We start from the raw sequence: 24207 nt of genomic DNA on the forward strand, positions 1-24207 counted from the left end.
GTCCGCGATGAGCGGCAGCGGCGACGGGCCGCACGCGGTACGCAGGCTGGATCTGGGCTGGTTCGTCCGGCCCGGCTCGGAAACCGCCGACGGGCGGCACCGGGTCGAGCCCGCGCTCGCCTATCTCGTCGCGCACCAGGGTGAGTTGCTGCTCTTCGACACCGGCATCGGTACGGCCGACCCGGAGACCGACGCGCACTACCGGCCGCACCGCCGCCCGCTGCGGGCGGCGCTGGCCGCGGCCGGCGTGGCACCGGCCGACATCTCCCTGGTCGTCAACTGCCACCTGCACTTCGACCACATCGGCGGCAACCCGCTCTTCCCCGGCACCCCGATCCTCGCCCAGGCCGCCGAGATGGCGCTGGTCCGCGGCGGCGAGCACACCCCCGACGAGCTGGTCGGCTTCCCCGGCGCGCGCTACGAGGAGCTGTCCGGTGAGAGCGAGATCCGGCCGGGTGTGTGGATCGTGCCGACCCCGGGACACACCGCCGGGCACCAGTCGCTGGTGATCGAGGAACCGGACGGCACGGTGATCCTGGCCGGCCAGACCCACGCCTCGGCCTCCGACTTCGCCGCGTCCCGGCTGGCCGCGACCGCCGTGGCCGAGGGGGCCGCGGCGCCGCTGCCGGCCCCGGACTCCTGGCCGGAGCGGCTGCTCGCCTTCGACCCGCGGCGGGTGCTCTTCGCCCACGACGCCTCCGTATGGGAGCCGCCGAGCGGCTAGAAACCGCGAGGACTGATCCGGCCCGACCGCGCCCGCCGACCTCGTGGCCCGGCGCGGGCGGCTCGGTGCGACCATGGAAGGGTGAACGAGATCCCGCACGGCGCGCCCCCGGAAGCGACCTTCTACGAGCAGGTCGGCGGCGAGCAGACGTTCCGCCGCCTGGTGCACCGCTTCTACCAGGGCGTCGCGGACGATCCCGACCTGCGCGCGATGTACCCGGAGCAGGATCTCGGGCCCGCGGAGGAGCGGCTGACCCTCTTCCTCATGCAGTACTGGGGCGGCCCCCGCACCTACAGCGACCATCGCGGCCACCCCCGGCTGCGGATGCGGCACGTTCCCTTCACCGTCGACCGGGCCGCGCACGACGCCTGGCTGCGCCATATGCGGGACGCGGTCGATGAGTTGGCGCTGGCGCCCGAGCACGAGAAGCAGTTGTGGGACTACCTGGTCTACGCTGCGGCGTCCATGGTGAACACTCCCGGCTGAACGGATCCGGCCAGTCTTCCCCGCACCGGAGCGGCTCTCCCGGGGCCGCTCCGCACCGCCTTCCGGCCGCCCTGGGCACCATCCCGGCTGGTCACGATCGCATTGCGACATTCTCCGCCACTTTTCCTGATCATTTCCGTTTGAGAGCATCCCCCCTGTAAAGGACGGGGGACGCTGGTGGCCGGATTCATCCTGTTGCGCGTGCGCGCGCACCGGTTGCTGCTGACCGCCGCGCTGCTGACGGTGCTGCTGACCACGTGCGTACTGGCCGGCTTCACCGCTTTCACCGGCGCGACCGGCGACGCGGCGCTGCGCCGTACGCTCCAGCACCAGGCGGCCGACCGCTCCACGGTCGAGGTGCGGGCCGATGTGGACGGCTCCGACCACGGGAGCGGCGGCCCGCTCGACCGGGCGGTACGGACCGAACTGGCCGGTTCATTCGGCGGGCTGCCCGCGCGGGTTGCCGCCAGCACCCGTTCCGGGCCCTACGGACTGCCGTTGGCGCTGCGCCCGGCGAGCGCGCCGAAGAGCCCCGACTCCGATCTGACGCTGCTGGCCACCTTCGACCGCGCCCGGCTGACCCTGGTCGCCGGCGGCTGGCCGGCCCCGGCCGCCCGGACCGCGAAAGAGGTGCAGGTCGCGCTGCCCCAGGCCGCCGCGACCGCCCTCAAGGTCGCCCCGGGAAGGGTGATCGCCCTGGCCGACCGGCTGGGCGGGGCCCCGCTGCGGATCCGCGTCACCGGCGTCTACCGGCCGGTCGACGCGACCTCCCCGTACTGGCATCTGGACACCCTGGCCGGACGCGGCGTGCACACCGTGGCCTTCACCACCTACGGGCCGATGCTGGTGGACGACGGGACCTTCGGTTCCGGCCGGGTGACGGCGGCGAGCATGTCGTGGCAGGCGACCGGGGACTTCGCCGGCGCCACCACCGGCCGGATGGACGCCGTCGAACAGGGCGTCCGGCAGACCGTCGCCGACCTCGGCAACGATCAGGCCACCACCGCCGCCCAGGTGTCCAGCGGGCTGCCCGACCTGCTCGACGGGCTGCGCCGCAGCCTCCTGGTGACCCGCTCGACGCTGCTGATCGGCGCGCTGCAAGTGGTGATCCTGGCGGCGTTCGCGCTGCTGCTCGTCGCCCAACTCCTCGCCGAGGAACGGGCCGGGGAGACCGCGCTGCTGCGGGCCCGCGGCGGCTCCCGGGCCGCGGTGGCGCGGCTCGCCGCCGGTGAGGCGCTGCTGCTCGCGGTGCCCGCCGCGATCGTGGCGCCGCTGCTGGCCGGTCCGGCCACCCGGTGGCTGGCCGGCACCGGCGCGATGGCCAGGACCGGGGTGAGCCTCGGCGGCGGCGACGCCGGCGCGGCGTGGCTGGTCGCCGGGATCGCCGCGCTCGCCTGCGCCCTGGCGGTGATCGGACCGGCGCTGCGCGCCACCGGTTCGCACACCGCGGCACGCGCCGCCCGCGCCCGGCAGGGCATGCTGCCGGGCCCGGTCCAGGCGGGCGCCGACCTCGGATTGCTGCTGATCGCCGGGATCGCCTTCTGGCAGCTCCGACGGCGGGCCTCCGGCGACGGCGCGCTCAGCGCCGGTACGGGCGGTGGCCTCGGCGTCGATCCGGTCCTGGTGGCGGCGCCCGCGCTGTGCCTGCTGGCCGGTACGGTCCTGGTGCTGCGGCTGCTGCCGCTGGCCGCCCGGCTCGGCGAGCGGCGGGCCGCGCGCGGCCGCGGCCTGGCACTGGCGCTCGCCGGCTGGCAGCTCGCCCGGCGCCCCCGGCGCGGCGCCGGCGCCGTGCTGCTGCTGGTGCTCGCGGTGGCGATGGGCGTCTTCGCGATCGGCCAGGGCGCGAGCTGGGACCGCTCCCAGCGGGACCAGGCGGAGTACGCGGCGGGCTCGGACATCCGGGTCACCGGTATGACCACACCGCCGTTCGGCCAGGCCGGCATCTTCGCCGCCGTCCCCGGCATCACCGCCGCCGCGCCCGCGGCCCGCGACCAGCTCCTGCTGACCGACCAGCGGCACGCGACCGCCCTGGCCATCGACACCCGCCAGGCGGCCCGGACGATGCGGTTCCGCTCCGATCTGACCGACGGGCGCCCCATCGCGGACCTGCTGGCACCCCTGCGGGCGGGCGAGCCCGCGCCGGACGCGGGCGCCGCCTCCGCGGCCGCGCCGTCCGCCGACGGCGCCGGTATCGAGTTCCCCGGTTCCGCCGGCTCGGTGACCTTCACCGGGACGCTGCGGGCGGCGGGAGCCGGCGGGCGGTCAGGACCGGCGCCCGGTCAGGGGCCGGACCAGGTGACGGCGACCGTGCTCGACGCCCACGGCGTGCCGTACGACTTCGCCCTCGGCGATGTGCCGCCGGACGGCGCCCCGCACCAACTGGTGCTGGATCTGGCCGGCCAGATCGGCGTCGCCGGCGGCGCCCCGGCGGGCCCGCTGCGGCTGGTGCGCTTCGAGGCCGACTACCCGCTGCCCCTGGTCGGCGCGAACCAGCGGCCGGCCCCGGCCGCCCAGAAGTGGCGGCTGACCCTGGCCGGCGGTCTGGTGACGGGCCACGACGGCGGCACCCGGCCGCTGGGCCAGGGCGCCACAGGCTCCTGGACCGCCGCCGTGGGCATCGACGACCCCACGCTCGCCGACTCGCCGGATGTGCGGCGACCCTCGATCGCCGCCCCGCACGCCGGCGGCCCGGCGCTGCTCGACGTCACGTATTCGACCGGCACGCTGCGGCAGGGCACGCTTCCGTACGCGATCGTGCCGCGGGCGACGATCAGGCTCGACGTCAAGCGGCCGGCGCCGCCGCCGCTCACCGCGATCGCCACCGACTCCTGCCTGCGGGCGCTGGACGCCAAGGTCGGCGACACGGTGAAGGTGCGGCTCGGCGGGGTCGACCTGCCGGTGCGGATCACCGCGACGGTGCACGGCGTCCCCGGCACCGGCGACGACCTGAGCGCAGGCGCGGCGGACGACACCGGCGACGCGACCACCGCCGACGCCGATCCGGACAGCACCGCGGGACAGGCCGACGGGGGCGACCGGGACGCGGGCACGCTGCTGCTCGATCTGGGCGCGGTGAACCGGCAGTTGGCGGCGCACGACGCCCGCCCGATGGCACCTACCGAGTGGTGGCTGGCCACCGCGCCCGGCGCGTCCGCGCGGGTGGCGAGCGCGCTGCGGGCCCGCACCGACGTCGACACCCTCCTGGTACGTGACGAGATCGCCGCCGAACTGCGCGCCGACCCGCTCGGCGCCGGCCCCCAGTCGGCGCTGCCCGCCGCGGTCATCGCGGCGGCGGTGCTGGCCGCGGTGGGCTTCGCGGTCTCCTCGGTCGGCGCCGTCAGGGAGCGCGCGGCGGAGTTCGCGGTGCTGCGCGCGCTGGGCGCGCCGCCGCGCCGGCTGGCCCGGGTGATGGCCGCCGAGCAGGGACTGCTGGTGCTGATCTCGCTGGTCGTCGGGGTGGTGCTCGGCGTCCTGCTGACCCGGTTGGTGACGCCGCTGATCGTGCTGACCGGCCGGGCCACCCGGCCGATGCCGGAGCTGCTGGTGGAACTGCCGGTCGGCCGGCTGGCGGAGTTGCTCGCGGTGGTCCTGGTGACGCCCCTGCTGGTGGTGCTGGCGACGGCGGTACGGCGCGGCGACCCGGCGGCGGCGCTGCGCCGGCAGGGGGAGGACTGAGATGGCGGACACGTTCGGCGCACCAGGACACACCGGCGAACCGGCGGCCCCGCCCCCGGCCGCCCTGCCCCCGGCCGCCCTGCCCTGGGTACGGGTACGGCTGCGGGCCGCGCCCGGCGCCGCGCTCGCCCTCTTCGCCCTCGTCCTGGCCACCGCCTTCCTCGCCGCCGCGCTGCCCCGCGCGGTGGACCGCTACGAGGACCGGGCGCTCCGGCAGGCCGTGGCGGAGGCCGCGCCCAAGGACCGCGGGGTGGATCTCACCGACACCTACGACTCCTTCCAGCCCGGCGCCGCGACGGACCCGCTCAGCCCCGCCGCCGTCGACCTGGTGGAACAGCGGTTCCAGCAACTGGTCCGGCCGCCGGTCCGGCTGGCCGAGGGGGGCGCCGTCTACGGGGTGCGGACCGGCGCCGAGTCCGACGTCACCGATCCCGGGATACCCCGGATCAGCGAACACCTGCCCGGCGCCGATCTGGTCGCGCAGACCTCGATGGCCGCGCACACCCGGCTGGTGAGCGGCCGGATGCCGCGTCCGGTGTCGGGAGCGCCGCTGGCGCTCGAAGCCGTGGTCACCCAGCAGAGCGCGAAGGTGCTGCACCTGAGGGTGGGGCAGTCGATCCACCTGGTGAAGAAGGGCGCGACCACCCCGATGACCGTCACGGTCTCGGGCATCGTCGTCCCCCGCGATCCGGCGGCCCTCTACTGGCACGAGGACGTCGACCTGCTGGCCCCCCAGGTGCACACACCGCCCACCCCGCCGAACGAGGATTTCAGGAGGTACCAGTACTGGCACTTCACCCTGCTGGTGGACCGTACGGCCGCCGACTCCTTCCCGGCACTCGGCGCCGGCGCGGCGCTGTACTGGCACCACCCGCTGGACCCCGGCGCGCTCACCGCGCACGAGGTGCCGGCGCTGCGGGCGGAGCTGGCCCGGCTCGGCGACGGCCCCGACGCCGTCGCCCTCCAAAGGGTGACGGGCACCCAGGTGACCACGACCGGCGGCATCGGCACGGTACTGGACACCTTCGTCGAGGACCGCGACGCGGTCTCACCGCTGGTGCTGATCGCCGGGGTGGGCGTGGCCACCACGGCCTGCACGGTGCTGCTGATGGCCGGCGCTCTCGCCGCCGAGCGGCGGCGCGGCGAGTTCGCGCTGCTGCGCGCCCGGGGCGGATCGCTGGCCGGCATCGCCCGGCGCCTGGCCGGGGAGACCGCCGCGGCGACCCTGCCGGCCGGGGTGATCGGTACGGCGCTGGCCCTCGCCCTGCTGCCGACCGCACGGTGGGGTCTGCCGGTGCTGCTCGGCGCGCTGGTGACCGGGGTGGCGCTCCTCGCCCTGCCGCTGCGGGTCGCGTGGACGGTCCGCCGGCGGCGGCCCGCCGAGCGGGCGGATCTCGCCACCGCCCGGCCGTCGCGGCGCCGGCTGGTCGCTGAGCTGACCTTGGCCGTGGTGATGGTGGGCGCGGTGGTCGCCCTCCGGGAGCGCGGCACGGCGACCGGCCCCGACCTGCTCACCGCGGCCGCCCCGGTCCTGGTGGCGATGGCGGCGGCGCTGGTGCTGCTGCGGTTCAGCCCGCTCCCGCTGCGCCTGCTCGCCCGGCCCGCGGCCCGGTTGAGGGGTGCGGTCGCCCATCTCGCCCTGGCCCGGGCGGGACGCTCCCCCGCGACGGGCCAACTCCCGCTGCTGGCGCTGCTGGTGTCGCTGACCCTGGCGTCCTTCGGCGGTTCGGTGCTGGCCGGCATCGACCACGGCCGGGACCGGGCGACCGTTGCCACGGTCGGCGCGGACGCACGCGTCGACGCCCGGCTCGAACTCGACCCGCGACTCCCTGATCAGATCAAGAAGGTGGCGGGCGTCGGCCAGGTCGTCACCGTGCGGGTCGAGCGGAACAGCCCCGACACGGTCTTCGGCGGCGCCTACGCGCTGGTGATCGTCGAGCCGACCGCGTACGCGAAGCTCACCCGGGCGATCGGCCTGCCCGCCTTCCCCGTCTCGGCCTTCGCCGGTTATGACGGGCACGGGCCGCTGCCGGCCGTGATGTCGCCGAAGCTCGCCGCCGCCCTGGGCGACCGGTCGAACCGGATCAGCACCGGCGTCGGCATCTCCGACGTCCGCAGGGCCGCTGTGCTGGCCACCACCCCGGCGACGCCCGGCGCCGATTTCGTCATCGTCTCCGCGGCCCAACTCGACGCCCAGCACCCGGACACCGCGGGCGTCGACCACTCCACCGACCCCACCACGCTGCTGGCGATGAACGCGCCGGGCCGGTCCATCGACGGCAGGCGACTGCTCGCCGTCGCGCGGCACGGTACGGCGTATGTGACGGTGCTGCTGCGGTCGCAGCAGCGGGCGGAGCTGCGCGACTCCCCGTTGCAGCACGGCGCCAGGACCGTCTATCTGGCGGCGATCGTGGTCGGCGCGGCCTACAGCGCGCTGGCGCTGCTGCTGTCGCTGCTCCAGGCGGCGCCGCAGCGCGCCACGACGCTGGCCAGGCTGCGGACCATGGGCATGACGCGCCGGGCGGCCCGGCGGCTGGTGCTGCTGGAGATGCTGCCGCAGGTGATGCTCGCGGCGATCGGTGGCGTGCTGGTGGGGCTCGCGGTGATCCCGCTGCTCGGGCCGGGGGTGGATCTGCGGGCGCTGACCCTCGGCACCGGGCCGCGGGACTTCGCGGCGGTCGACTTCGGCCTGGGGCTGCGGCCGGACCCCTGGTCCCTGGCCCTGCCGTCGGCGGGGCTGCTGATACTGGCCTGCGCGGTGCTGCTCGCGCAGGTGTGGGTGAGTGGACGGCGGCGTGAGAGCGCGGAGCTGAGAGTGGGTGACCGGGTATGAGCGGTTCTGAGTCCGGCGTCGGCGGCGCCGCGGGTCCGCCCGGCGGGGCGGCCGGGGACGGCGTCACGGCGGCTGTCGGCACTACCGGCGGTGCCGGTGGCGCCGCCGACGACGGGCGGCGGCCGGCCGTCACCAGCCTCGCCGAGCTGGAGCGGCGGGCGGCCGAGCGGCGCGAACAGGGCGCGGCCTACGGCACCGACGCGCTGATCAGTTGCGACCGCCTGGTCCGTATCTTCACCGCCGACGGCGTGGAGGTGCAGGCGTTGCAGGGCCTGGACCTGCTGGTCGCGCCGGGCGAACTGATGGCGCTGGTCGGCGCGTCCGGCAGCGGGAAGTCCACGCTGCTCAACATCCTGGCCGGTCTTGACGTGCCCACCGCGGGCGCGGCCTCCGTCGGCGGCTACGACCTGCTGGCCATGGACGCCGGCTCCCGGCTGCGCTACCGCCGGGAGGTGGTCGGCTTCGTCTGGCAGCAGACCGCCCGCAACCTGCTGCCGTATCTGACCGCGGCGCAGAACGTGGTGCTGCCGATGCAGTTGTCCGGCCTGGAAGGGCGCGGCGGGCACGGCGGGAACGAAGGGCGCGGCGGGGGCGGCGGGCGCGGTGCCAAGCGGCGGCGGGCGGCCCGCGCCACCGAGCTGCTCGGCATGCTCGGCGTCGGCTACTGCCACGACCGCAGGCCCGGCCAGATGTCCGGCGGCGAACAGCAGCGCGCCGCGATCGCGGTGGCGCTGGCCAACAACCCGGCGGTCATCCTGGCCGACGAGCCCACCGGCGAGCTGGACTCCGCCACCGGTGAGCAGGTCTTCGCCGCCTTCCGCACCGCCAACGAGGAGCTGGGCACGACGGTGGTCGTGGTCACCCATGACCACGCGGTCGCGGGCGCGGTACGCCGGACGGTCGCCATCCGCGACGGCCGCACCTCCTCCGAGGTGGTCCGCCGCACCGAGGTGGACGAGCACGGCCAGGAATCGGTGGTGGCCCGCGAGTACGCCACCGTGGACCGGGCCGGACGGCTCCAGCTTCCCCGCGACTACACGGAGGCGCTGCAGATCCGGTCCCGGGTGCTGCTGGAGCTGGAGCCCGACCACATAGGCGTGTGGCCGGACCGGGAGCCGGAGCCGGGCGAGAGGCCGTAACCGGGCGGCGGTCGCAGCCGAGCGCGAGGTCGCAGCCGGGCGGAGGTCGCAGCCGGGCCGCGGCTCGTGGGCGCCGGCCGCGCGCCCCGGCGGTCCGGCGGCCGGGCGGGTCAGCCGCGCAGGGTGTCCTCGGAGACCTGCCACAGCCGCGCCGCCGCCTCCGGGTCGAGGGCGTGAGCCGCCACCCCGGCACGTACCTCGGGGGTGTACGGGAGCGCCTGGTTGCCGTCCTCGAAGTACCGGCCGCCGATCCCCTCCAACGGGGGCCAGGTGGCGGCCAGGACGGAGGTGGCCGCGCCCTGTTGCGGCGACTTGAAGGTGTAGCCGCCCTGGTTCACCGCCTGGTCGAGTTCCTCTTTGCTCAGGTGCCGGGAGAGACCGGACTCCAGCACCGCCCCCGGGTGCACGGCGTTGACGGTGATGCCCTCGCCGGCCCAGCGGCGGTGCGCCTCGACCGCGAAGAGCGAGGTCGCCGTCTTCGACTGGCCGTAGGCCACCGACGGGTCGTAGGGCCGGCGGCGGAAGTGGATGTCGTCGAAGTCCACGCCCGCGCGCAGGTGTCCGACCGAGGTGAGGCTGACCACCCGGGCCCGCCCGGCCCGCGCCAGCGCGTGGTGCAGCCCGGTGGTCAGGGCGAAGTGCCCGAGGTGGTTGGTGGCGAACTGGAGCTCCCAGCCCTCCGCCGTGCGCAGTTCGGGCGTCATCATCACCCCGGCGTTGTTGATCAGGATGTCCAGCGGGGTCTCGCCCCATTCGGCCACGAACGCCCCGACGGACGCCTGGTCGGACAGGTCGAGCCGCCCGACGTGTACCCGCTGGTTGCCGATGGTCGCGGTGATGTCCGCGGCGGTGCGCTCCCCGGCGGCCGTGTCGCGCACCGCGAGGGTCACCTCGGCGCCGGCCCCGGCCAGCGCCCGGGCGGTCTCGACGCCGATCCCGGAGGCGGAGCCGGTGACGATCGCCCGGCGACCGCCGAGGTCGATGCCGTCGATCACCTCGGCGGCGGTGGACGTCCCGGTGAACGGGGTGGTGAAACGGGTCTTCTGCGCGGTCATGACGAGGCCTTCCCTGGCTGTGAGGGTGCTGCGGGCTCTGCGGGGTCTCCCGGGTGTTCTCCCCGCCTGGGCGGTTCCCCGGGCTCACTTCCCAGGCAATCACCGGGAGGGGCGGCGCGGACGGGTGGAAGAGGTCAGGCGCTGCCCGGGGTCCGCCAGTACCCCCCGGCCGGACCGGGCCCGGCGGCGCCGGCACGGAACCGGCCATCGCGGACGCGAGGTCGGAGCAGCACCGGAGCAGCACCGGAGCAGGAAGCGTGGCGGCCGGCGCTCGCGTCGTCGTCCGCCCCCCGGTCGTCCGGTGCGCGCCGGCGGTTGCTCCCGCCTCGTACGATGCGGCGCGCGAGCGGACGGGGCGTGCGGGCGGTGGCGGCGTACCGGCCGGCCGGGCGGGACCGCGCGGATGGCGGGAAACGTGCCCCGTACACGAACCTCGTCTTCCCCAGCCGCCACGGCGCTATTACGCTCCGAAAGCAAGAGGTTGCTTTGGTTAAGCAACCCCGGAACCGCTCGTCCCGCACCGTTCACCCGCACCGTTCACCCGCACGAGAAAGGCGGCCCATGAACATATCCGCGGACACCGAGAAGTGCTGCGGGGCCGGCCAGTGCGTCCTGGCCGCTCCGGAGGTCTTCGACCAGCGCGAAGACGACGGCGTGGTGATCATCCTCGACCCGTCGCCCGGCGAGGAGCACCGCGCCGGGGTCGAGGAGGCCGTACAGGTCTGCCCGGCCGCGGCGCTCACCCTGGAAGGGCGGTGACGACCGTGCGCCCCGCCGAGAGTGACACCGGGACAGCCGCCGGCACCGGCGCCGGAACCCGCCCCGATCCCCCCTTGTGGACCACCCGGCGCGCCCCGGGCTGCCCCTTCGACCCACCGCCCGCCAGGACGCGACTGATCGACGCCCGGCCGCTGACCCGCGTCACGCTGTGGAACGGCGACACCGCCTGGCTGGTGACCCGCCACGCCGACCAGGTCGCCCTGCTGCGCGATCCCCGGATCAGCGCCAACAACACCCGGCCGCACTACCCCAGCGTCAGCGCGGCCAGCGAGGTCACCCGGCTGCACAACCGCACGTTCATCACCATGGACGAGCCGGAACACAACCAGCACCGGATGAAGTTCACCGCCGACTTCACCGTGCGCAGGTCCCACGCGCTGCTCCCGCGGATCGAAGGCATCGTCACCGACCTGCTCGACGCGATGGAACAGGCCGGTCCGCCCGCCGATCTGGTCACCGCCTTCGCGCTGCCGCTGCCGTCGCTGGTGATCTGCGAACTGCTCGGCGTCCCCTACGCCGACCACGCCTTCTTCCAGCGGGCCAGCGCCGTCATCATCGACACCCGCAGCACGCCGGAAGCCTCGCTCACCGCCTCACAGGAGCTGATCGACTACCTCGGCGACCTCGTCGAGTCCAAGGTGGACCGTCCCGGGGACGATCTGCTCAGCCGGCTGGCGGCCGAGCAGTTGGCGACCGGGAACAGCACCAAGGAGGAGTGCGCCAAGGAGGCCCGGCTGCTGCTGGTGGCCGGGCACGAGACCACCGCCAACATGATCGCGCTGGGCACCTGCGCGCTGCTCCAGAACCCGGACCAGCTCGCCGCGGTACGCGACGGCGGCCCGGCGGAGGTGGCCAACGCCGTCGAGGAGCTGCTGCGCTACCTGACCATCACCCACACCGGCAGGAGGCGGGTGGCGATCGAGGACATCGAGGTCGGCGGCACCCTGATCCGGGCCGGCGACGCGGTGATCTGCGCCAACGACACCGCCAACCGCGACCCCGAGGTGTTCGAGGACCCCTTCAGCCTCAAGGTCGACCGGGCGGCCCGCCGCCATCTCGCCTTCGGCTCCGGTCCCCACCAGTGCCTGGGCCAGAACCTCGCCCGGGTGGAGCTCCAGGTCGCCTATCCGGCGCTGCTGAACCGTTTCCCGGGGCTGCGGCTCGACCAGCCGCTCGACGAGATCCCGTTCCGCGACACGATGGCCATCTACGGCGTCCACGCGCTGCCGATCAGTTGGTGACACCGGTCGCCCGGCCGGCACCGCGGTCCGCCCCGGCCCCCGCACCGCCGGGGAACGTGGTGGTGATCGGGGCCGGGGCGGCCGCGCTGGCCGTGGCCGAGGGGCTGCGGCGCGGCGGCCATGGCGACGGGATCGTACTGGTGGGCGCGGAGGCACACCTTCCGTACGACCGGCCGCCGCTGTCGAAGCACGTGTTGCGCGGCGACTGGCCGGCCGAGCGGGCCGCGCTGCGGCCCGCCGACACCTACGAGCGGCTGGGCGTCGAAGTGCGCACCGGCGTACGGGCCGTGTCGCTGGACACCGGCCGCCGCCTGCTGGCGCTCGACGACGGGAGCCGACTGCCGTACGGGGCGCTGGTGGTGGCCACCGGGGTGCGCCCGCGCTCGCTGCCCGGCGGCGAGGGGATCGACGGCGTCCATGGGCTGCGCACCCTCGACGACGCGCTCGCCTTGCGTCGAAGACTCGCCGGACGGCCGCGACTCGTGGTCGTCGGCGGCGGCTTCATCGGCGCCGAGGCGGCGGCCGTCGCGCGGGAGCTGAACTGCGACGTGACCTTGGTGACGAACCGTGCGGTCCTGCTGGCCGACGCGCTCGGCGTCCGGATCGGCGGCCTGCTGGCCCGGCTCCACCAGGAGCGGGGGGTACGGATCGAGGCGGGTGTGCCGGTGGCCGCGGTGGTCCACGACGGCCACCGGGCCACCGGCGTCCGGCTCGCCGACGGACGGCTGGTGGCCGCGGACGCGGTGCTGGTCGGCATCGGTTCACTGCCGAACACCGACTGGCTGGCCGGCAGCGGGGTGCCGGTCGGCGACGGCGTGCTCTGCGACGCGACGCTGCGCGCGGCGGACGGGGTGTGGGCGGCCGGTGACGTCGCCTCCTGGCCGGACCCGGCGGCCGGCGGCCGGCTGCGGATCGAGCACCGCACCAACGCCGCCGAGCAGGGGCTGACCGTCGCCCACAATCTGCTCGCCGCACCGGGCGAGGCCGCCGCCTTCACCACCGTGCCGTACGTCTGGACCGACCAGTACCACCTCAAGCTCCAGATCTACGGCCGCACCCGCGGCGCCGACCGGCTGCGGATCGTCGAGGGCAGCCCGGACGAGGGGAAGTTCACCGCCCTGTACGGCCGGGACGGGCGCGTCGTCGCCGCGCTCGGCGTCGACATGCCCCGCGCGCTGCGCACGCTGCGCCCCCTGGTGGCGACGCCCACCCCCTGGCCCACCCCCTGGCCCGACGCGGTGCCGGTGCCCGGCGGCGGCTAGGGACAAGCGGCCAGGGACAAAACGGGCGGTGGCGGCCGGTCCACGACCCGCGCCGCCGACTGCCAGGGGATGGCCCGTGGCGGGGGGCGCGAGCACGGCTGATTGACTGGGGGCCTATCACCGCACGTCCAGAGAGGGTTCCCCATGTCGCGTTCAGTTCTGGTGACCGGCGGCAGCCGCGGTATCGGTCTCGCCATCGCCCGCACGTTGCGGGAGTCCGGCGACCGGGTCGCCGTCACCTACCGCTCCGGGGAGCCGCCGGCCGGTTTCCTCGCCGTCCGCTGCGACATCACCGACACCGCGCAGGTCGACCAGGCCTTCAAGGAGGTCGAGACGGAGCAGGGTCCGGTCGAGGTGCTGATCTCCAATGCCGGCATCACCAACGACCAGTTGCTGCTGCGGATGAGCGAGGAGGACTTCACCTCCGTCCTCGACACCAACCTCACCGGCGCCTTCCGGGTGGTCAAGCGCGCCACCCGCGGGATGCTCCGCAACCGCTCCGGCCGGGTCGTGCTGATCTCCTCGGCGGTCGGTCTGATGGGCCAGGCGGGCCAGGCCAACTACGCCGCCTCCAAGGCCGGCCTGGTCGGCTTCGCCCGCGCCATGGCCCGTGAGCTGGGATCGCGCAACATCACCTTCAACGTGGTCGCGCCCGGACTCACCGAGACCTCGATGAGCCAGAACCTGACCGACGAGCAGCGCGACGCCATGCTCGTCCACATACCGATGGGTCGGCTGGCCCGCCCGGAGGAGATCGCGGCCGCCGTCGCCTTCGTCGCGTCCCCCGACGCGAGCTACATCACCGGCGCCGTCATCCCCGTCGACGGCGGAGTGGGCATGGGCCACTGACCCGCCGGCCGTCGGGCGGGGGGAGACAGACGGGGTCAGGCGGGCGAGACGGTCAGCCCGGACGCGGCCGACGCCCCGCGGATCGCCACCGAGCCGTACGCCGTACGCAGCCGCGACCACGAACCGGCCGACAGCACCGCCACCGTGTCCTCGGCCGGCCCCCGGGCCGGGAGGAAGCCCAGCGCGTGCGCGGCGTGCACCACCCGCAGGGTGACCGCGGAGTCCGGCGGCCCCGCCGGCAGCGGCCGGCGCCACAGCTCCTCGGCCAGCGCGTCGAGCTCGGCCCGGGTCCGCAGCTCGGGTACCAGTGCCTCGGTCCTGGCCCGGAATTCGGCGACCACCCGCGCCGCCAGCTCCCGCACCGCGCCGCCCGCCAGCTCGGCCTCGCGCCGCCAGCCGGTGCGCGGCGGCAGCACCCCGGCCCAGGCCGGCCCGGTGACCGAGCGCGGCACCCCGAACTCCCCACCGTGCGCGGCCTCGGCCACCGCTTCGAGCAGTTCCCCGGCGGAGACGGTCGCGTCGACCGCCTCCCGGACCCCGCCGGGGCTCAGCGCCATGCTCTTCACCGCGAGCACGCCGCCGAACGGGGGGTACCCGAAGACGCCGAGCGCGGCCTCCCCCTCGGTGGACCTCAGCCGCACCACGGCTGCCTTGTCCCAGCGCACCAGGCGCCCGAGGAACGCGGCGAGTTCCGCCTCCGCCGCGCCCACCGGCCGCGCGTCCGTCGTCTCGGGCCTCTGCCGCGGCTCCTCGGGCCGCTCGGGCCGGTCAGGCTTGTCGGTCAGGGCGGCGAAACCGAGCCGTACCGTCATACGGGGACGGCTCCGTCGTCCAGATACCCCTCGAAGAACGCCTTCTCCGCCGGTGTGAGCCGCCGCGGCCGCTGCTTGGCCAGGTTGTACGGCACCACGACCGTCGCCGCCCGCGCGTACAGCAGGTCGTGGTCCTTGACCTCGTACTTCAACTTCATCGACGCCGCGGTGATGTCGGTCACCCAGGTCTCGATGGTGACCGGCTCATGCCGGTGCACCAGCGGTCGCAGATAGTCGATCTCATGCCGCGAGACGACCGAGCCACCGCTGAACGACTCCTCCCCGTCGCCCGGCGCCAGCCGGAACATCAGGTCGATCCGCGCCTCTTCCAGATACCGCAGGAAGGTCACGTTGTTGATGTGCCCGAAGGCGTCCATGTCGCCCCAGCGCAGCGGGCAGTGGTAGATGTGGCGGGCCATCAGCCGCGGGTCAGCTTCTTGTAGCTGGCGCGGTGCGGCCGGGCCGCGTCCGGACCGAGCCGCTCGACCTTGTTCTTCTCGTAGGAGTCGTAGTTGCCCTCGAACCAGAACCACTTGGCCTCGCCCTCGTAGGCGAGGATGTGGGTGGCCACCCGGTCGAGGAACCAGCGGTCGTGGGAGACGACCACGGCCGCCCCGGGGAACTCCAGCAGCGCGTTCTCCAGCGAGGAGAGCGTCTCCACGTCGAGGTCGTTGGTCGGCTCGTCGAGGAGCAGCAGGTTGCCGCCCTGCTTGAGGGTGAGTGCGAGGTTGAGGCGGTTGCGCTCACCGCCGGAGAGCACCCCGGCCGGCTTCTGCTGGTCCGGGCCCTTGAAGCCGAACGCCGACACATAGGCCCGCGACGGCATCTCCACCTGGCCGACGTTGATGTAGTCCAGGCCGTCCGAGACGACCTGCCACAGCGTCTTCTTCCCGTCGATGTTGGACCGGCCCTGGTCGACGTAGGAGATCTTCACCGTCTCGCCGACCTTGATCGACCCGGAGTCGGGCGTCTCCAGCCCCTGCAACATCTTGAACAGGGTGGTCTTGCCTGCGCCGTTGGGACCGATGACGCCCACGATGCCGTTGCGCGGCAGCGTGAAGGACAGGTCGTCGATCAGCACCTTGTCGCCGAACGCCTTCGACAGATGCTCGACCTCGACCACGATCGAGCCGAGACGCGGGCCCGGCGGGATCTGGATCTCCTCGAAGTCCAGCTTCCGCATCTTGTCGGCCTCGGCCGCCATCTCCTCGTAACGGGCCAGTCGGGCCTTCGACTTGGCCTGCCGACCCTTGGCGTTGGAGCGGACCCACTCCAGCTCCTCGCGCAGGCGCTTTTGCCGCTTGGCGTCCTTCTGGCCCTCGACCTTGAGCCGGGACGCCTTGTTCTCCAGGTAGGTGGAGTAGTTGCCCTCGTAGGGGATCGCCCGGCCGCGGTCGAGCTCCAGGATCCACTGCGCCACGTTGTCCAGGAAGTACCGGTCGTGGGTCACGGCGACCACCGTGCCGGCGTACTTGGCCAGGTGCTGCTCCAGCCACTGGACCGACTCCGCGTCCAGGTGGTTGGTGGGCTCGTCGAGGAGCAGCAGGTCGGGGGCCTCCAGCAGCAGCTTGCAGAGGGCGACCCGGCGCTTCTCACCGCCGGAGAGGTTGGTGACCGCCCAGTCGCCGGGCGGGCAGCCCAGCGCGTCCATCGCCTGCTCCAACTGGGCGTCCAGGTCCCAGGCGTTGGCGTGGTCGAGCTGCTCCTGGAGCTTGCCCATCTCGTCGAGCAGCGCGTCGGAGTAGTCCGTCGCCATGAGTTCGGCGATCTCGTTGAACCGGTCCAGCTTGGCCTTGGTGTCCGCCACGCCGTCCTCGACGTTCTCCAGCACCGTCTTGGACTCGTCGAGGGGCGGCTCCTGGAGCAGCATCCCGACGCTGAACCCCGGCGACAGGAACGCGTCGCCGTTCGACGGGTGCTCAAGGCCGGCCATGATCTTGAGCACGGTGGACTTACCGGCACCGTTGGGGCCGACCACACCGATCTTCGCACCGGGCAGGAAGCTCAGCGTCACGTCATCGAGGATGACCTTGTCGCCGTGCGCCTTGCGCGTCTTGCGCATGGTGTAGATGTACTCAGCCAAGAGAAACCGTCCGGCAATCGAGAAGGGCCACTATGCGGCTCCGCCGCGTGAGGGCAGATACACCCCATCTTGCCAGCCGTCCACCCTCGCGGGCGAATGAGTACGTCAGGGCACCGGTGCGGGGAGCGGTGGCGCCGGGGCGGCCCGCTGCGGCCGCTCGCCGGCCGCCGGCCGGGGGGCGCCCGCGGCCCCTGCCACCCGGGTGAATCGGGCCACGCCCCGGGACAGGTCGTGCCCCACCGCGACCGCCTCGATCTCCGCCGAAAGATAGCGGCGTCCCTCCTTCTCGTCCTCGCGGACCCTGAGCCGTCCCTGCACGACGAGCGGCTCGCCGAGGCCGATCGACTCCTTGATGTTCCCCGCCAGGGTCCGCCACGCCCGCACGGTGAAGAAGCTCGTGCTCCCGTCGGTCCAGCCGCCCCGCTCGGCGTCCCAGCGGCGGGCCGTCGTGGCCAGCCGGAATCGGATGGTCGCAATGCCGGTGGCGGTTACATGCGTCTCCGGCTCGGTGGCCACATTTCCCACCACGGTCACCAGCGTCTCGTTCATCGGAGGTCCTCCCCGTTCTCGGTGTTCCCGGCGTTCCGGTGTTCCCGGTTCTCGATTCGCGCTCTCGTGCCGAACGCGACAAGAACATCGTGCGGGAAATCGGGCAGCCGGAGCGGAGTACGGCGCAATCTGTGGACAACCGATGAATTGTGGATAACTCGGCCACCCGTGTGAGTGACGGAGCGGTGCAAAACGGTTTCTCCCGGCCCCGGCGGTTCGGCTGGGCGCCGCAGCGGGGTTCAGCAGCCGAAGGAATCGGCCGGGCGCGGCACCGAGAGCCGCGGCACCGACCCGGCCACCACCGCGTACTGCTCGCGCACCTCGCGGTACCGCATCAGCTCGGCCGCGACCGGCTCCAGCACCCGGGCCCGCCCGCAGTCCGCCGCCGCTTCCCGCAGCAGCCGCTCCGCGCCCTGCCCGTAACGCCTCGCCGGCCCGCGCGCGACGACCCGGCAGGCCCCTTTGACCAGCGGTCCGCCCAGCACACCGACCGCGGTCACCACCAGCGGCAGCCACCAGGTCAGCGCCAAGGTGCCCGACACCATGCCCGACCCGCACACCACGCCGGCCAGCGCCAGCGCCATCAGCAGCCACTGCGCGGACCGGGCCGCCGACCACCAGCCCGGCTGCTCCGGCGGCCCCGGCCGGGACCGCGCCACCGCCGCGTCCAGCGCCGAGGGCAGTCCCTGGCCGCCTCTTCGCGCCGCGTCCCGCACCGCCTGGGCCCAGGGCGCGGGCAGCCCGTGAGCCGCGTCGGCGGCCAGTCCGCGCACCGCCTCGTCGATCACCGGCCGCGACGCCGACACGCCCGGCACCGACCCGGCCGCCGGATCCCCGGTGTCCTGGCCGGGCACCAGACCCACCGCGCCCCGCGCCCCGCGCCCGTACCCCGAGCGCCCCGCGGTCCGCCGGTCGCCGAACGCGCGGCCCCGGCCGCCGCCGATCCCCCGCCTCATCCCTCGAACGGGTGATCCGGTGCTTTTCCGCCGAAAACGGGAACAGCCGCTTCCGCCGGCCCGTTCTCCCAGCAGCCGTCCCCACGGTGTGCCGCAAGCGTCCCGGGCGGCACGTGTCCAGTCCCGTTCCGCCGACTGACCGGCGGCCGCCGCGCCCACGGCGTCCGCGAGCCGGTCGATGAACTCCTCGCGCGCGAGATCGGTGAGCCCGCCACCGCCCTCGCCGACGAAGAGCGGCCGGAGCCGGTCCGCGATGTCGTCCATGTCGGCGGCCAGCCGCTGCCCGGCCGCGCCGCGTTCGCCGACGATCCGGGCCAGCACGGCCCGCAGATCGGCCAGGCCCTGGCCGGTGACGGCCGAGACGGCCAGCACCACCGCGCCCGCCTCGCCGTATTCGCCGACCGCCAGACCGTCCTCGTCCAGCAGCCGGCGCAGGTCGTCGAGGACCAGCTCGGCCGCCTCCTGCGGCAGCCGGTCGACCTGGTTGAGCACCAGCACGGTGATGTCGGCGTGTCCGGCCCGGGGCCGCAGATAGCGCTCGTGCAGCGCCGCGTCGGCGTACTTCTCCGGGTCGAGCACCCACACCACGACATCCACCAGCCGCAGCAGCTCGTCCACCTGCTCGCGGTGGCCGGCGGCGGCGGAATCGTGGTCGGGGAGGTCGATCAGCACCAGCCCCTCCAGCCGCCGCTCCCGCGCGCCCTCGGGCTCTCCCCCGCCACCCGGGCCCGCGCCGCCCCCCGCCCCGGCCCCGGACCCAGCCCCGGCGCCGCCTCCGGCCCCCGCACCGCCGCCACCCGCCCCGCCGTCCTCTCGTACCTGCGGCGGCAGAGCGAGCCCGCCGGCCAGCGCCGCCACGTCCAGATACCCCCGCCCGGTGTACCGGTCCTGCGGGGCGATGCCCATCCGGTCCAGCAGGCCCGCGGCGCCGGTGGGCTGCCAGGTGCAGGAGATCGGCCGGGCGGTGGTCGGCCGGCGGACCCCGGCGCGGGAGATCTGCCGTCCGGCCAGCGCGTTGAAGAGCGAGGACTTGCCGCTCCCGGTGGCCCCGGCCAGCGCGACGACCGTGTGGTCGAGCGACATCCGCTGCCGCTCACCGAGCCGGGCCAGCAGTTCACCGGTCCCGGCGAGGGCGTCGGGGCTGATCCTGGTCCTGGACAGGCCGAGCAGTTCGCCGAGCGCGTCGGCCCGCGCGGTCAGCGGGTCGTCGCTGCCGGCCGGCAGCGACGACCCGGAGCGGGCGGCCGGGGCCTGGAGCGCGTGGGTGGTGGTGGCCAAGGGGGCTCACCTCTCCTTCTTCAGTACGGACAGGGCGGCGATCAGCGCGGCCTGCTGGCCCGCGGTGACGTCATAGCCGTCGACCGGCGCGACCCGGCGGTCCCGTTCGGCCCGCAGTACGTCGGTCACCGTGTCGTCGAGGTCGGCCGCGGCGACGTCCCGCAGCCGCAGCGCGGCCTTGGCGCCGAGTGTCTCGGCGAGCCGCTCGCCGGCGATCCGGCCGCCGCCGTGCCCGCCGAGCAGCGTGGTGGCCAGCAGCGCGGCCACGTCGTGCGGGTCGGCGGCCGGCCGGTCCGCGACCCGGACCGCGCCCGCGGTGACCTCGGCCAGGTCGGTGAGGCGGCGCTGCCAGCGGCGTACGCCCTTGTCGATGCGGGCGGCGACGGCGACACCGTCCCGGTCCGGCCGGGCGGCCGGCTCGTCGAGCAGCGCCGCGCCGCCCCGGTCGCGCCGCCAGGCCTCGCGGATGCGCTCGTCGGCCGCGTCGGTCTCGGTCCGCAGCAGTACGGCCAGCTCCTCGGCCAGCGCGCGCTGGAGGGTGGTCGGTCCGCAGGCGGGATAGCCCTGCCAGTGGGTGAGCGCCTCGCCGGCCAGCGGGGCGCCGGCCGCGATGGCGGTGGTGACGGCGGTCGACGCCCGTTCGTAGGACTCCTCGGCGACCCGGGCCAGCCGGACCACCGCGGCGTGCTGGCCGGCCGAGGCGGCGGCGAGAGCGGTCAGCCGGCCGCTCAGCGAGTCGAGGGTGCCGGCCACGGTGCGGCGGGCGGCGTGCTGCCGGGCGGCCGGGTCCTCGGCGCAGTGGGCCAGCCAGGCGCGCAGCGCGGCCACCGTGGTCTGGGGCAGCAGTCCGCCGCCGCCGGCGGACTCGGGCAGTTCGGGAACGGTGAAGCGGGGGACGTCGCCGAGGCCCGCCTTGGTCAGCAGGGCGGCGTAGTGGCGGCTGACGTCGTCGGCGATCTGGTGCGGGACCCGGTCGAGGACGGTGGCGAGGGTGACCTCGTACTCCCTCGCGGTGCGCAGCAGGTGCCAGGGGACGGCGTCGGCGTAGCGGGAGGCGGTGGTGACGAGGATCCAGATGTCGGCGGCGCAGATGAGTTCCGCGGCCAGTTCCCGGTTGCGGGTGACGAGGGAGTCGATGTCGGGGGCGTCGAGCAGGGCGAGGCCGCGGGGCAGCGAGTCGTCGGTTTCCAGCCGGAGTTCGGCCCGCCCGGTGTCCCCGCGCTCCGCGGCGTCCTCGTCGGCCCGGGAGCGCTGCCGTACCGCCCAGGAGCGGGCGAGCCGGGGCAGGATTCTGGGGTCGGCGAACCAGGCGCGGTCCTCCGGGTGGCAGACGAGCACCGGGGTGCGGGTGGTCGGCCGCAGCACCCCTGAGGCGCTGACCCGGCGCCCGACCAGCGAATTGACCAGGGTCGACTTCCCGGCCCCGGTCGAACCGCCGACCACCGCGAGCAGCGGGGCCTCCGGGTCTTTGAGCCGGGGCACCAGATAGTCGTCGAGCTGGGCAAGCAGCTCCTCACGGGTGCGACGGGCCCGGTCGGCTCCGGGCAGGGGGAGGGGGAAGCGTGCGGCGTCGACACGGTCACGCAGTGCGGACAGCGCGTCAAGCAGCTCGGGCCGTACGTCCAAGATCACCACAATGGCAGAATGCCCTATATTGCGATGCTTTTGAAGCGTATTCCGGGTAATTTGCCCTATTCGATCCATCCGAGGTCCCAGTGGGGCCAACGGGGGTCAGGGGACAGAATGAGCCACCGGCATAACGACTGCACAACAGCAGGATTTCGAGGCGTCAAAAGCGATGCACGTTCTGCACATGCCTGCGATTATCGGACCGCTTCACCGAACCTCCACAACGTGTCACGCGGGTGAAGCGCCCGGCAGCAAGGGTGTGGCGCCCTATCCTTGACCTCGGCACAAGGTCACGGAACAACCCTGGGGCGGAGCAGCCGCGGCCACTGTCCGGCCCCCGTAGCTCAGTGGATAGAGCAGGCGCCTTCTAAGCGCTTGGCCGCAGGTTCGAGTCCTGCCGGGGGCACCCATTTCCGCAGGTCAGAGGCCCTTTCTAGCCGATCACGACCTCGCTTGTGCCGGGTTTCTTGCGCCCCAAATAGCCCTTTTGATCCAGTTTCGAGCCCACTTTTTGCGCCTCCATCCCATATGCGTCCCGCGCCGAGCCTCCCTTCCCCCGTCCACGGACGTACCCGTGAAGGGAAGTATCTGGTCAGAGCGTTTCTAACGAATCATCAGCTAAGAACAGAGCAGGCGCCCTGTTGGCACCTGTTCGCAGCCGATCTGGCTCGTTTCAACCTGGAACTGCAGGTCGCGGGGCTTGCGCGAGACGAGGTTAAGTCGCTCGTGCCGGTCGGGTTGGCGATTGGTAGCATTAGGTGATCATCATCAGGTGGTGCCGACCGGTCATACCGAGCGACTGCACAGGTGACTCGCCCGGATCGGAGCCGACGTAACCCGACCAGTCCGCGGAAAGGTACGGCGCCCGGTGGACCGGGGGTGGCTCCACCCCAGCCCCGTCGGCCGTGTCATCGCGGGCCGGTCGTTCAGCCTCCTGACCCGAGGGGCGGCTCGATCTCGATCGTCCCCCGCGTGTTCGCATTAAGTAGGGAATGGCCAGCGCTCCGGCCCGAGGGGCGCACCCCTCGATCGTTGGCGCAAGCGGCACTGCCATCGGATCGCCGGGAGTCTTGTCGGGCAACGCCCTCCAGGTCCCGATCGACCCTCCCGTCGACGCACGCGGCAACTCGCTCAATCTGCTCGGCGTCCTCAGCCCGGCCCTCGGCACTGCCACCTGCGCCAACGTCGGCTCCTGGGACGGCGCCTCGGATGACAACAGCGCCACCGCCGACAGCAGGGTGGTTGTTGGGCTGATCGGGTGAACTTGGGCAAGTCGAGCCATCTCAAGGTCCTGTTGGGGACGAACGTGCCCCGGAACCTGTCCTTAGACCGGTCTCCTCTCCCCACAGAAAGACCTTCGATGAGTTCACGCAGAAAACCGGTCGGCGTCGGCCGGTGGAAGTCGACCGCGCTGCTCCTGGCCCTTGGCACGATGGTCGCGGGCGCCGCGCTGGTCGGGCCGGGCTCGGGTGTCGGCCAGGCTTCCAGCCACCGCGAGGCGCCGCTGATCGCCTCCGACCCGCAGGTCGACAACACCGACCTGTACGCGTTCGCCAGCCCGGACAAGTCCGACACGGTGACGCTGGTCGCGAACTGGTACCCGTTCCAGGAGCCGAACGGCGGTCCGAACTTCTACCCGTTCGCCACTGACGCGCACTACGACATCAACATCGACAGCCAGGGCACCGGCAAGCCGGACCTGACCTACCGGTGGACGTTCCGCAACGAGGACCGCCGCGGCGACAAGACGTTCCTGTACAACAACGGGGTCGTCAACAACCTCACCGACAAGACGCTGCTGTTCCGGCAGCACTACTGCCTGCAGGAGATCCGGGCGGGGAAGAAGCCGGTCACCCTGGTCAAGGACGGCATCGCCGCCCCCTCCAACGTCGGCAAGGCGTCGATGCCGAACTACGGCCGGCTGCGCAGCCAGGCCACCAGGAAACTGCCCGGCGGCGGCCGGACGGTGGCCAGCCAGGCCGCCGACCCGTTCTTCCTGGACCTGCGGGTCTTCGACCTGCTCTACGGCGGGAACCTGTCCGAGACCGGGCACAACACGCTCAACGGCTACAACGTCAACACCCTGGCGATCCAGCTGCCGAAGTCCGCGCTCGCCTACCGGGGCAACGCCCGGCGCAACCCGGTGATCGGCGTGTGGAGTTCCACCGAGCGTCGCACGATGCGGCTCAGCCCCGGCAAGCAGACCGCGACCGGCCCGTACGTGCAGGTCTCCCGGCTCGGGAACCCGCTGGTCAACGAGGCGGTCGTACCGGCGGGCCTGAAGAACGCGTTCAACGCGCTGCCACCGTCGCAGGACCACAACCAGCCCAAGGTCGTCGCCAAGGTCCTCGACCCGGAGCTGCCGAAGCTGATCCAGGCGATCTACGGCATCCCGGCGCCGAAGACTCCGCGCAGAGACCTCCAGGAGATCTTCCTGACCGGCATCGCGAAGGCGGCCGGCGGCCCGCTGGCGGTGGACCTCAACTCGCAGCTGCTCAACAAGGACATCAATCCGAAGCGGTTCGTGCCGGCCGAGGAACTGCGGCTGAACATGTCCACACCGGTGACCGCCAAGCCCGACCGGCTCGGTGTCCTCAACGGGGACTTCCAGGGCTTCCCCAACGGGCGGCGGATGGGTGACGACGTCGTGGACATCGCCATCCAGGCGCTGGAGGGCGCCACGCCGGGCCATCTCGTCCAGGCGCTCGCCGCCGGTGACGGGGTCAACGGGCCCGGCCGCCCCTACACGGGCAGCTTCCCGTACATCGCCCTGCCCTTCACCGGCTCGGTGAACCAGGCGGGCTGACCGACCGCCCGGTGCGGGCGCGTTCCTGCCCGCGCCCGCACCGGGCACCT

At 73.8% G+C, this 24207-nt stretch carries 18 protein-coding genes and 1 tRNA gene; 12 read left to right on the top strand and 7 right to left on the bottom strand.

The window, feature by feature from the left end; all coding sequences use genetic code 11:
• Nucleotides 1-7 precede the first annotated feature (7 nt).
• From OG519_RS10425 to OG519_RS10445, 5 genes are all read left to right on the top strand, one after another.
• On the top strand, nucleotides 8-724 hold the full coding sequence (locus tag OG519_RS10425) for an MBL fold metallo-hydrolase (protein WP_405581645.1): 717 nt from the start codon (nucleotides 8-10) through the stop codon (nucleotides 722-724).
• Between the two features lie 81 nt (nucleotides 725-805).
• Nucleotides 806-1210 (top strand): globin, encoded by a 405-nt coding sequence (locus tag OG519_RS10430; protein ID WP_405581647.1) that lies wholly within the window; start codon nucleotides 806-808, stop codon nucleotides 1208-1210.
• A gap of 177 nt (nucleotides 1211-1387) precedes the next feature.
• Entirely contained in the window at nucleotides 1388-4885 is a 3498-nt protein-coding gene (locus OG519_RS10435) for an FtsX-like permease family protein (protein ID WP_405581649.1), read from the top strand.
• A gap of 1 nt (nucleotide 4886) precedes the next feature.
• The gene (locus OG519_RS10440; protein WP_405581651.1) at nucleotides 4887-7718 is read left to right on the top strand and encodes an FtsX-like permease family protein; all 2832 of its coding nucleotides are present in this window, start codon (nucleotides 4887-4889) and stop codon (nucleotides 7716-7718) included.
• Nucleotides 7715-8857 (top strand): ABC transporter ATP-binding protein, encoded by a 1143-nt coding sequence (locus OG519_RS10445; protein ID WP_405581654.1) that lies wholly within the window; start codon nucleotides 7715-7717, stop codon nucleotides 8855-8857. The genes OG519_RS10440 and OG519_RS10445 overlap by 4 nt, the downstream gene beginning before the upstream one ends.
• A gap of 110 nt (nucleotides 8858-8967) precedes the next feature.
• On the opposite strand, the gene OG519_RS10450 is transcribed toward OG519_RS10445, so the two are convergent.
• Nucleotides 8968-9912: an SDR family NAD(P)-dependent oxidoreductase gene (locus OG519_RS10450; protein ID WP_405581657.1), complete on the bottom strand. Its 945-nt coding sequence runs from the start codon at nucleotides 9910-9912 to the stop codon at nucleotides 8968-8970.
• A 561-nt stretch (nucleotides 9913-10473) separates the two neighbouring features.
• On the opposite strand from OG519_RS10450, the gene OG519_RS10455 reads away from it, so the two are divergent.
• From OG519_RS10455 to OG519_RS10470, 4 genes are all read left to right on the top strand, one after another.
• Nucleotides 10474-10671 carry a ferredoxin gene (locus OG519_RS10455; protein WP_405581660.1) on the top strand — a complete coding sequence of 66 codons (198 nt, stop codon included), beginning with the start codon at nucleotides 10474-10476 and terminating at the stop codon, nucleotides 10669-10671.
• On the top strand, nucleotides 10668-11933 hold the full coding sequence (locus OG519_RS10460; RefSeq protein ID WP_405581662.1) for a cytochrome P450: 1266 nt from the start codon (nucleotides 10668-10670) through the stop codon (nucleotides 11931-11933). Before OG519_RS10455 ends, OG519_RS10460 begins: the two co-directional genes overlap by 4 nt.
• 62 nt (nucleotides 11934-11995) lie before the next feature.
• Complete coding sequence (locus OG519_RS10465; RefSeq protein WP_405581665.1) at nucleotides 11996-13195, top strand: NAD(P)/FAD-dependent oxidoreductase; 1200 nt, start codon at nucleotides 11996-11998, stop codon at nucleotides 13193-13195.
• 144 nt (nucleotides 13196-13339) lie between these two features.
• On the top strand, nucleotides 13340-14044 hold the full coding sequence (locus OG519_RS10470) for a beta-ketoacyl-ACP reductase (protein WP_405581667.1): 705 nt from the start codon (nucleotides 13340-13342) through the stop codon (nucleotides 14042-14044).
• A 35-nt stretch (nucleotides 14045-14079) separates the two neighbouring features.
• Here OG519_RS10470 and OG519_RS10475 read toward each other — a convergent pair whose 3' ends face one another.
• From OG519_RS10475 to OG519_RS10500, 6 genes are all read right to left on the bottom strand, one after another.
• Complete coding sequence (locus tag OG519_RS10475; RefSeq protein WP_405581669.1) at nucleotides 14080-14856, bottom strand: hypothetical protein; 777 nt, start codon at nucleotides 14854-14856, stop codon at nucleotides 14080-14082.
• On the bottom strand, nucleotides 14853-15275 hold the full coding sequence (locus OG519_RS10480; protein ID WP_405581672.1) for an acyl-CoA thioesterase: 423 nt from the start codon (nucleotides 15273-15275) through the stop codon (nucleotides 14853-14855). Before OG519_RS10480 ends, OG519_RS10475 begins: the two co-directional genes overlap by 4 nt.
• Nucleotides 15275-16939, bottom strand: coding sequence for an energy-dependent translational throttle protein EttA (gene ettA / locus OG519_RS10485; protein WP_405581675.1), 1665 nt, complete (start codon nucleotides 16937-16939; stop codon nucleotides 15275-15277). Before ettA ends, OG519_RS10480 begins: the two co-directional genes overlap by 1 nt.
• Before the next feature lie 105 nt (nucleotides 16940-17044).
• Nucleotides 17045-17488 (bottom strand): single-stranded DNA-binding protein, encoded by a 444-nt coding sequence (locus OG519_RS10490; RefSeq protein ID WP_405581680.1) that lies wholly within the window; start codon nucleotides 17486-17488, stop codon nucleotides 17045-17047.
• A 239-nt stretch (nucleotides 17489-17727) separates the two neighbouring features.
• Nucleotides 17728-19722 (bottom strand): GTPase, encoded by a 1995-nt coding sequence (locus OG519_RS10495; protein ID WP_405581682.1) that lies wholly within the window; start codon nucleotides 19720-19722, stop codon nucleotides 17728-17730.
• Between the two features lie 6 nt (nucleotides 19723-19728).
• Nucleotides 19729-21348: a dynamin family protein gene (locus OG519_RS10500; protein WP_405592616.1), complete on the bottom strand. Its 1620-nt coding sequence runs from the start codon at nucleotides 21346-21348 to the stop codon at nucleotides 19729-19731.
• A 336-nt stretch (nucleotides 21349-21684) separates the two neighbouring features.
• Between OG519_RS10500 and OG519_RS10505 the strand changes: the two genes are divergently transcribed.
• The 3 genes from OG519_RS10505 (at nucleotide 21685) to OG519_RS10515 (ending at nucleotide 24157) form a co-directional block, all read left to right on the top strand.
• Nucleotides 21685-21757, top strand: a tRNA-Arg gene (locus tag OG519_RS10505).
• Between the two features lie 586 nt (nucleotides 21758-22343).
• Nucleotides 22344-22613, top strand: coding sequence for a chaplin (locus OG519_RS10510; protein WP_405581684.1), 270 nt, complete (start codon nucleotides 22344-22346; stop codon nucleotides 22611-22613).
• A 98-nt stretch (nucleotides 22614-22711) separates the two neighbouring features.
• A complete protein-coding gene (locus tag OG519_RS10515; protein ID WP_405581687.1) occupies nucleotides 22712-24157 on the top strand; it encodes a DUF4331 domain-containing protein in 1446 nt (481 codons plus the stop codon).
• Nucleotides 24158-24207: the final 50 nt, after the last annotated feature.

The organism is Streptomyces sp. NBC_01190, assembly GCF_045039895.1.
In the GTDB taxonomy this organism is placed as follows: Bacteria; Actinomycetota; Actinomycetes; order Streptomycetales; family Streptomycetaceae; genus Actinacidiphila.

Excerpts from the sequence above, each read along its gene's own strand:
- OG519_RS10445 (WP_405581654.1), top strand. The coding sequence starts at position 7,715 with ATGAGCGGTTCTGAGTCCGGCGTCGGCGGCGCCGCGGGTCCGCCCGGC.
- OG519_RS10475 (WP_405581669.1), bottom strand. The coding sequence starts at position 14,856 with ATGACGGTACGGCTCGGTTTCGCCGCCCTGACCGACAAGCCTGACCGG.
- OG519_RS10490 (WP_405581680.1), bottom strand. The coding sequence starts at position 17,488 with ATGAACGAGACGCTGGTGACCGTGGTGGGAAATGTGGCCACCGAGCCG.
- OG519_RS10450 (WP_405581657.1), bottom strand. The coding sequence starts at position 9,912 with ATGACCGCGCAGAAGACCCGTTTCACCACCCCGTTCACCGGGACGTCC.
- OG519_RS10480 (WP_405581672.1), bottom strand. The coding sequence starts at position 15,275 with ATGGCCCGCCACATCTACCACTGCCCGCTGCGCTGGGGCGACATGGAC.
- OG519_RS10515 (WP_405581687.1), top strand. The coding sequence starts at position 22,712 with ATGAGTTCACGCAGAAAACCGGTCGGCGTCGGCCGGTGGAAGTCGACC.
- OG519_RS10440 (WP_405581651.1), top strand. The coding sequence starts at position 4,887 with ATGGCGGACACGTTCGGCGCACCAGGACACACCGGCGAACCGGCGGCC.
- OG519_RS10455 (WP_405581660.1), top strand. The coding sequence starts at position 10,474 with ATGAACATATCCGCGGACACCGAGAAGTGCTGCGGGGCCGGCCAGTGC.
- OG519_RS10470 (WP_405581667.1), top strand. The coding sequence starts at position 13,340 with ATGTCGCGTTCAGTTCTGGTGACCGGCGGCAGCCGCGGTATCGGTCTC.
- OG519_RS10510 (WP_405581684.1), top strand. The coding sequence starts at position 22,344 with ATGGCCAGCGCTCCGGCCCGAGGGGCGCACCCCTCGATCGTTGGCGCA.
- OG519_RS10425 (WP_405581645.1), top strand. The coding sequence starts at position 8 with ATGAGCGGCAGCGGCGACGGGCCGCACGCGGTACGCAGGCTGGATCTG.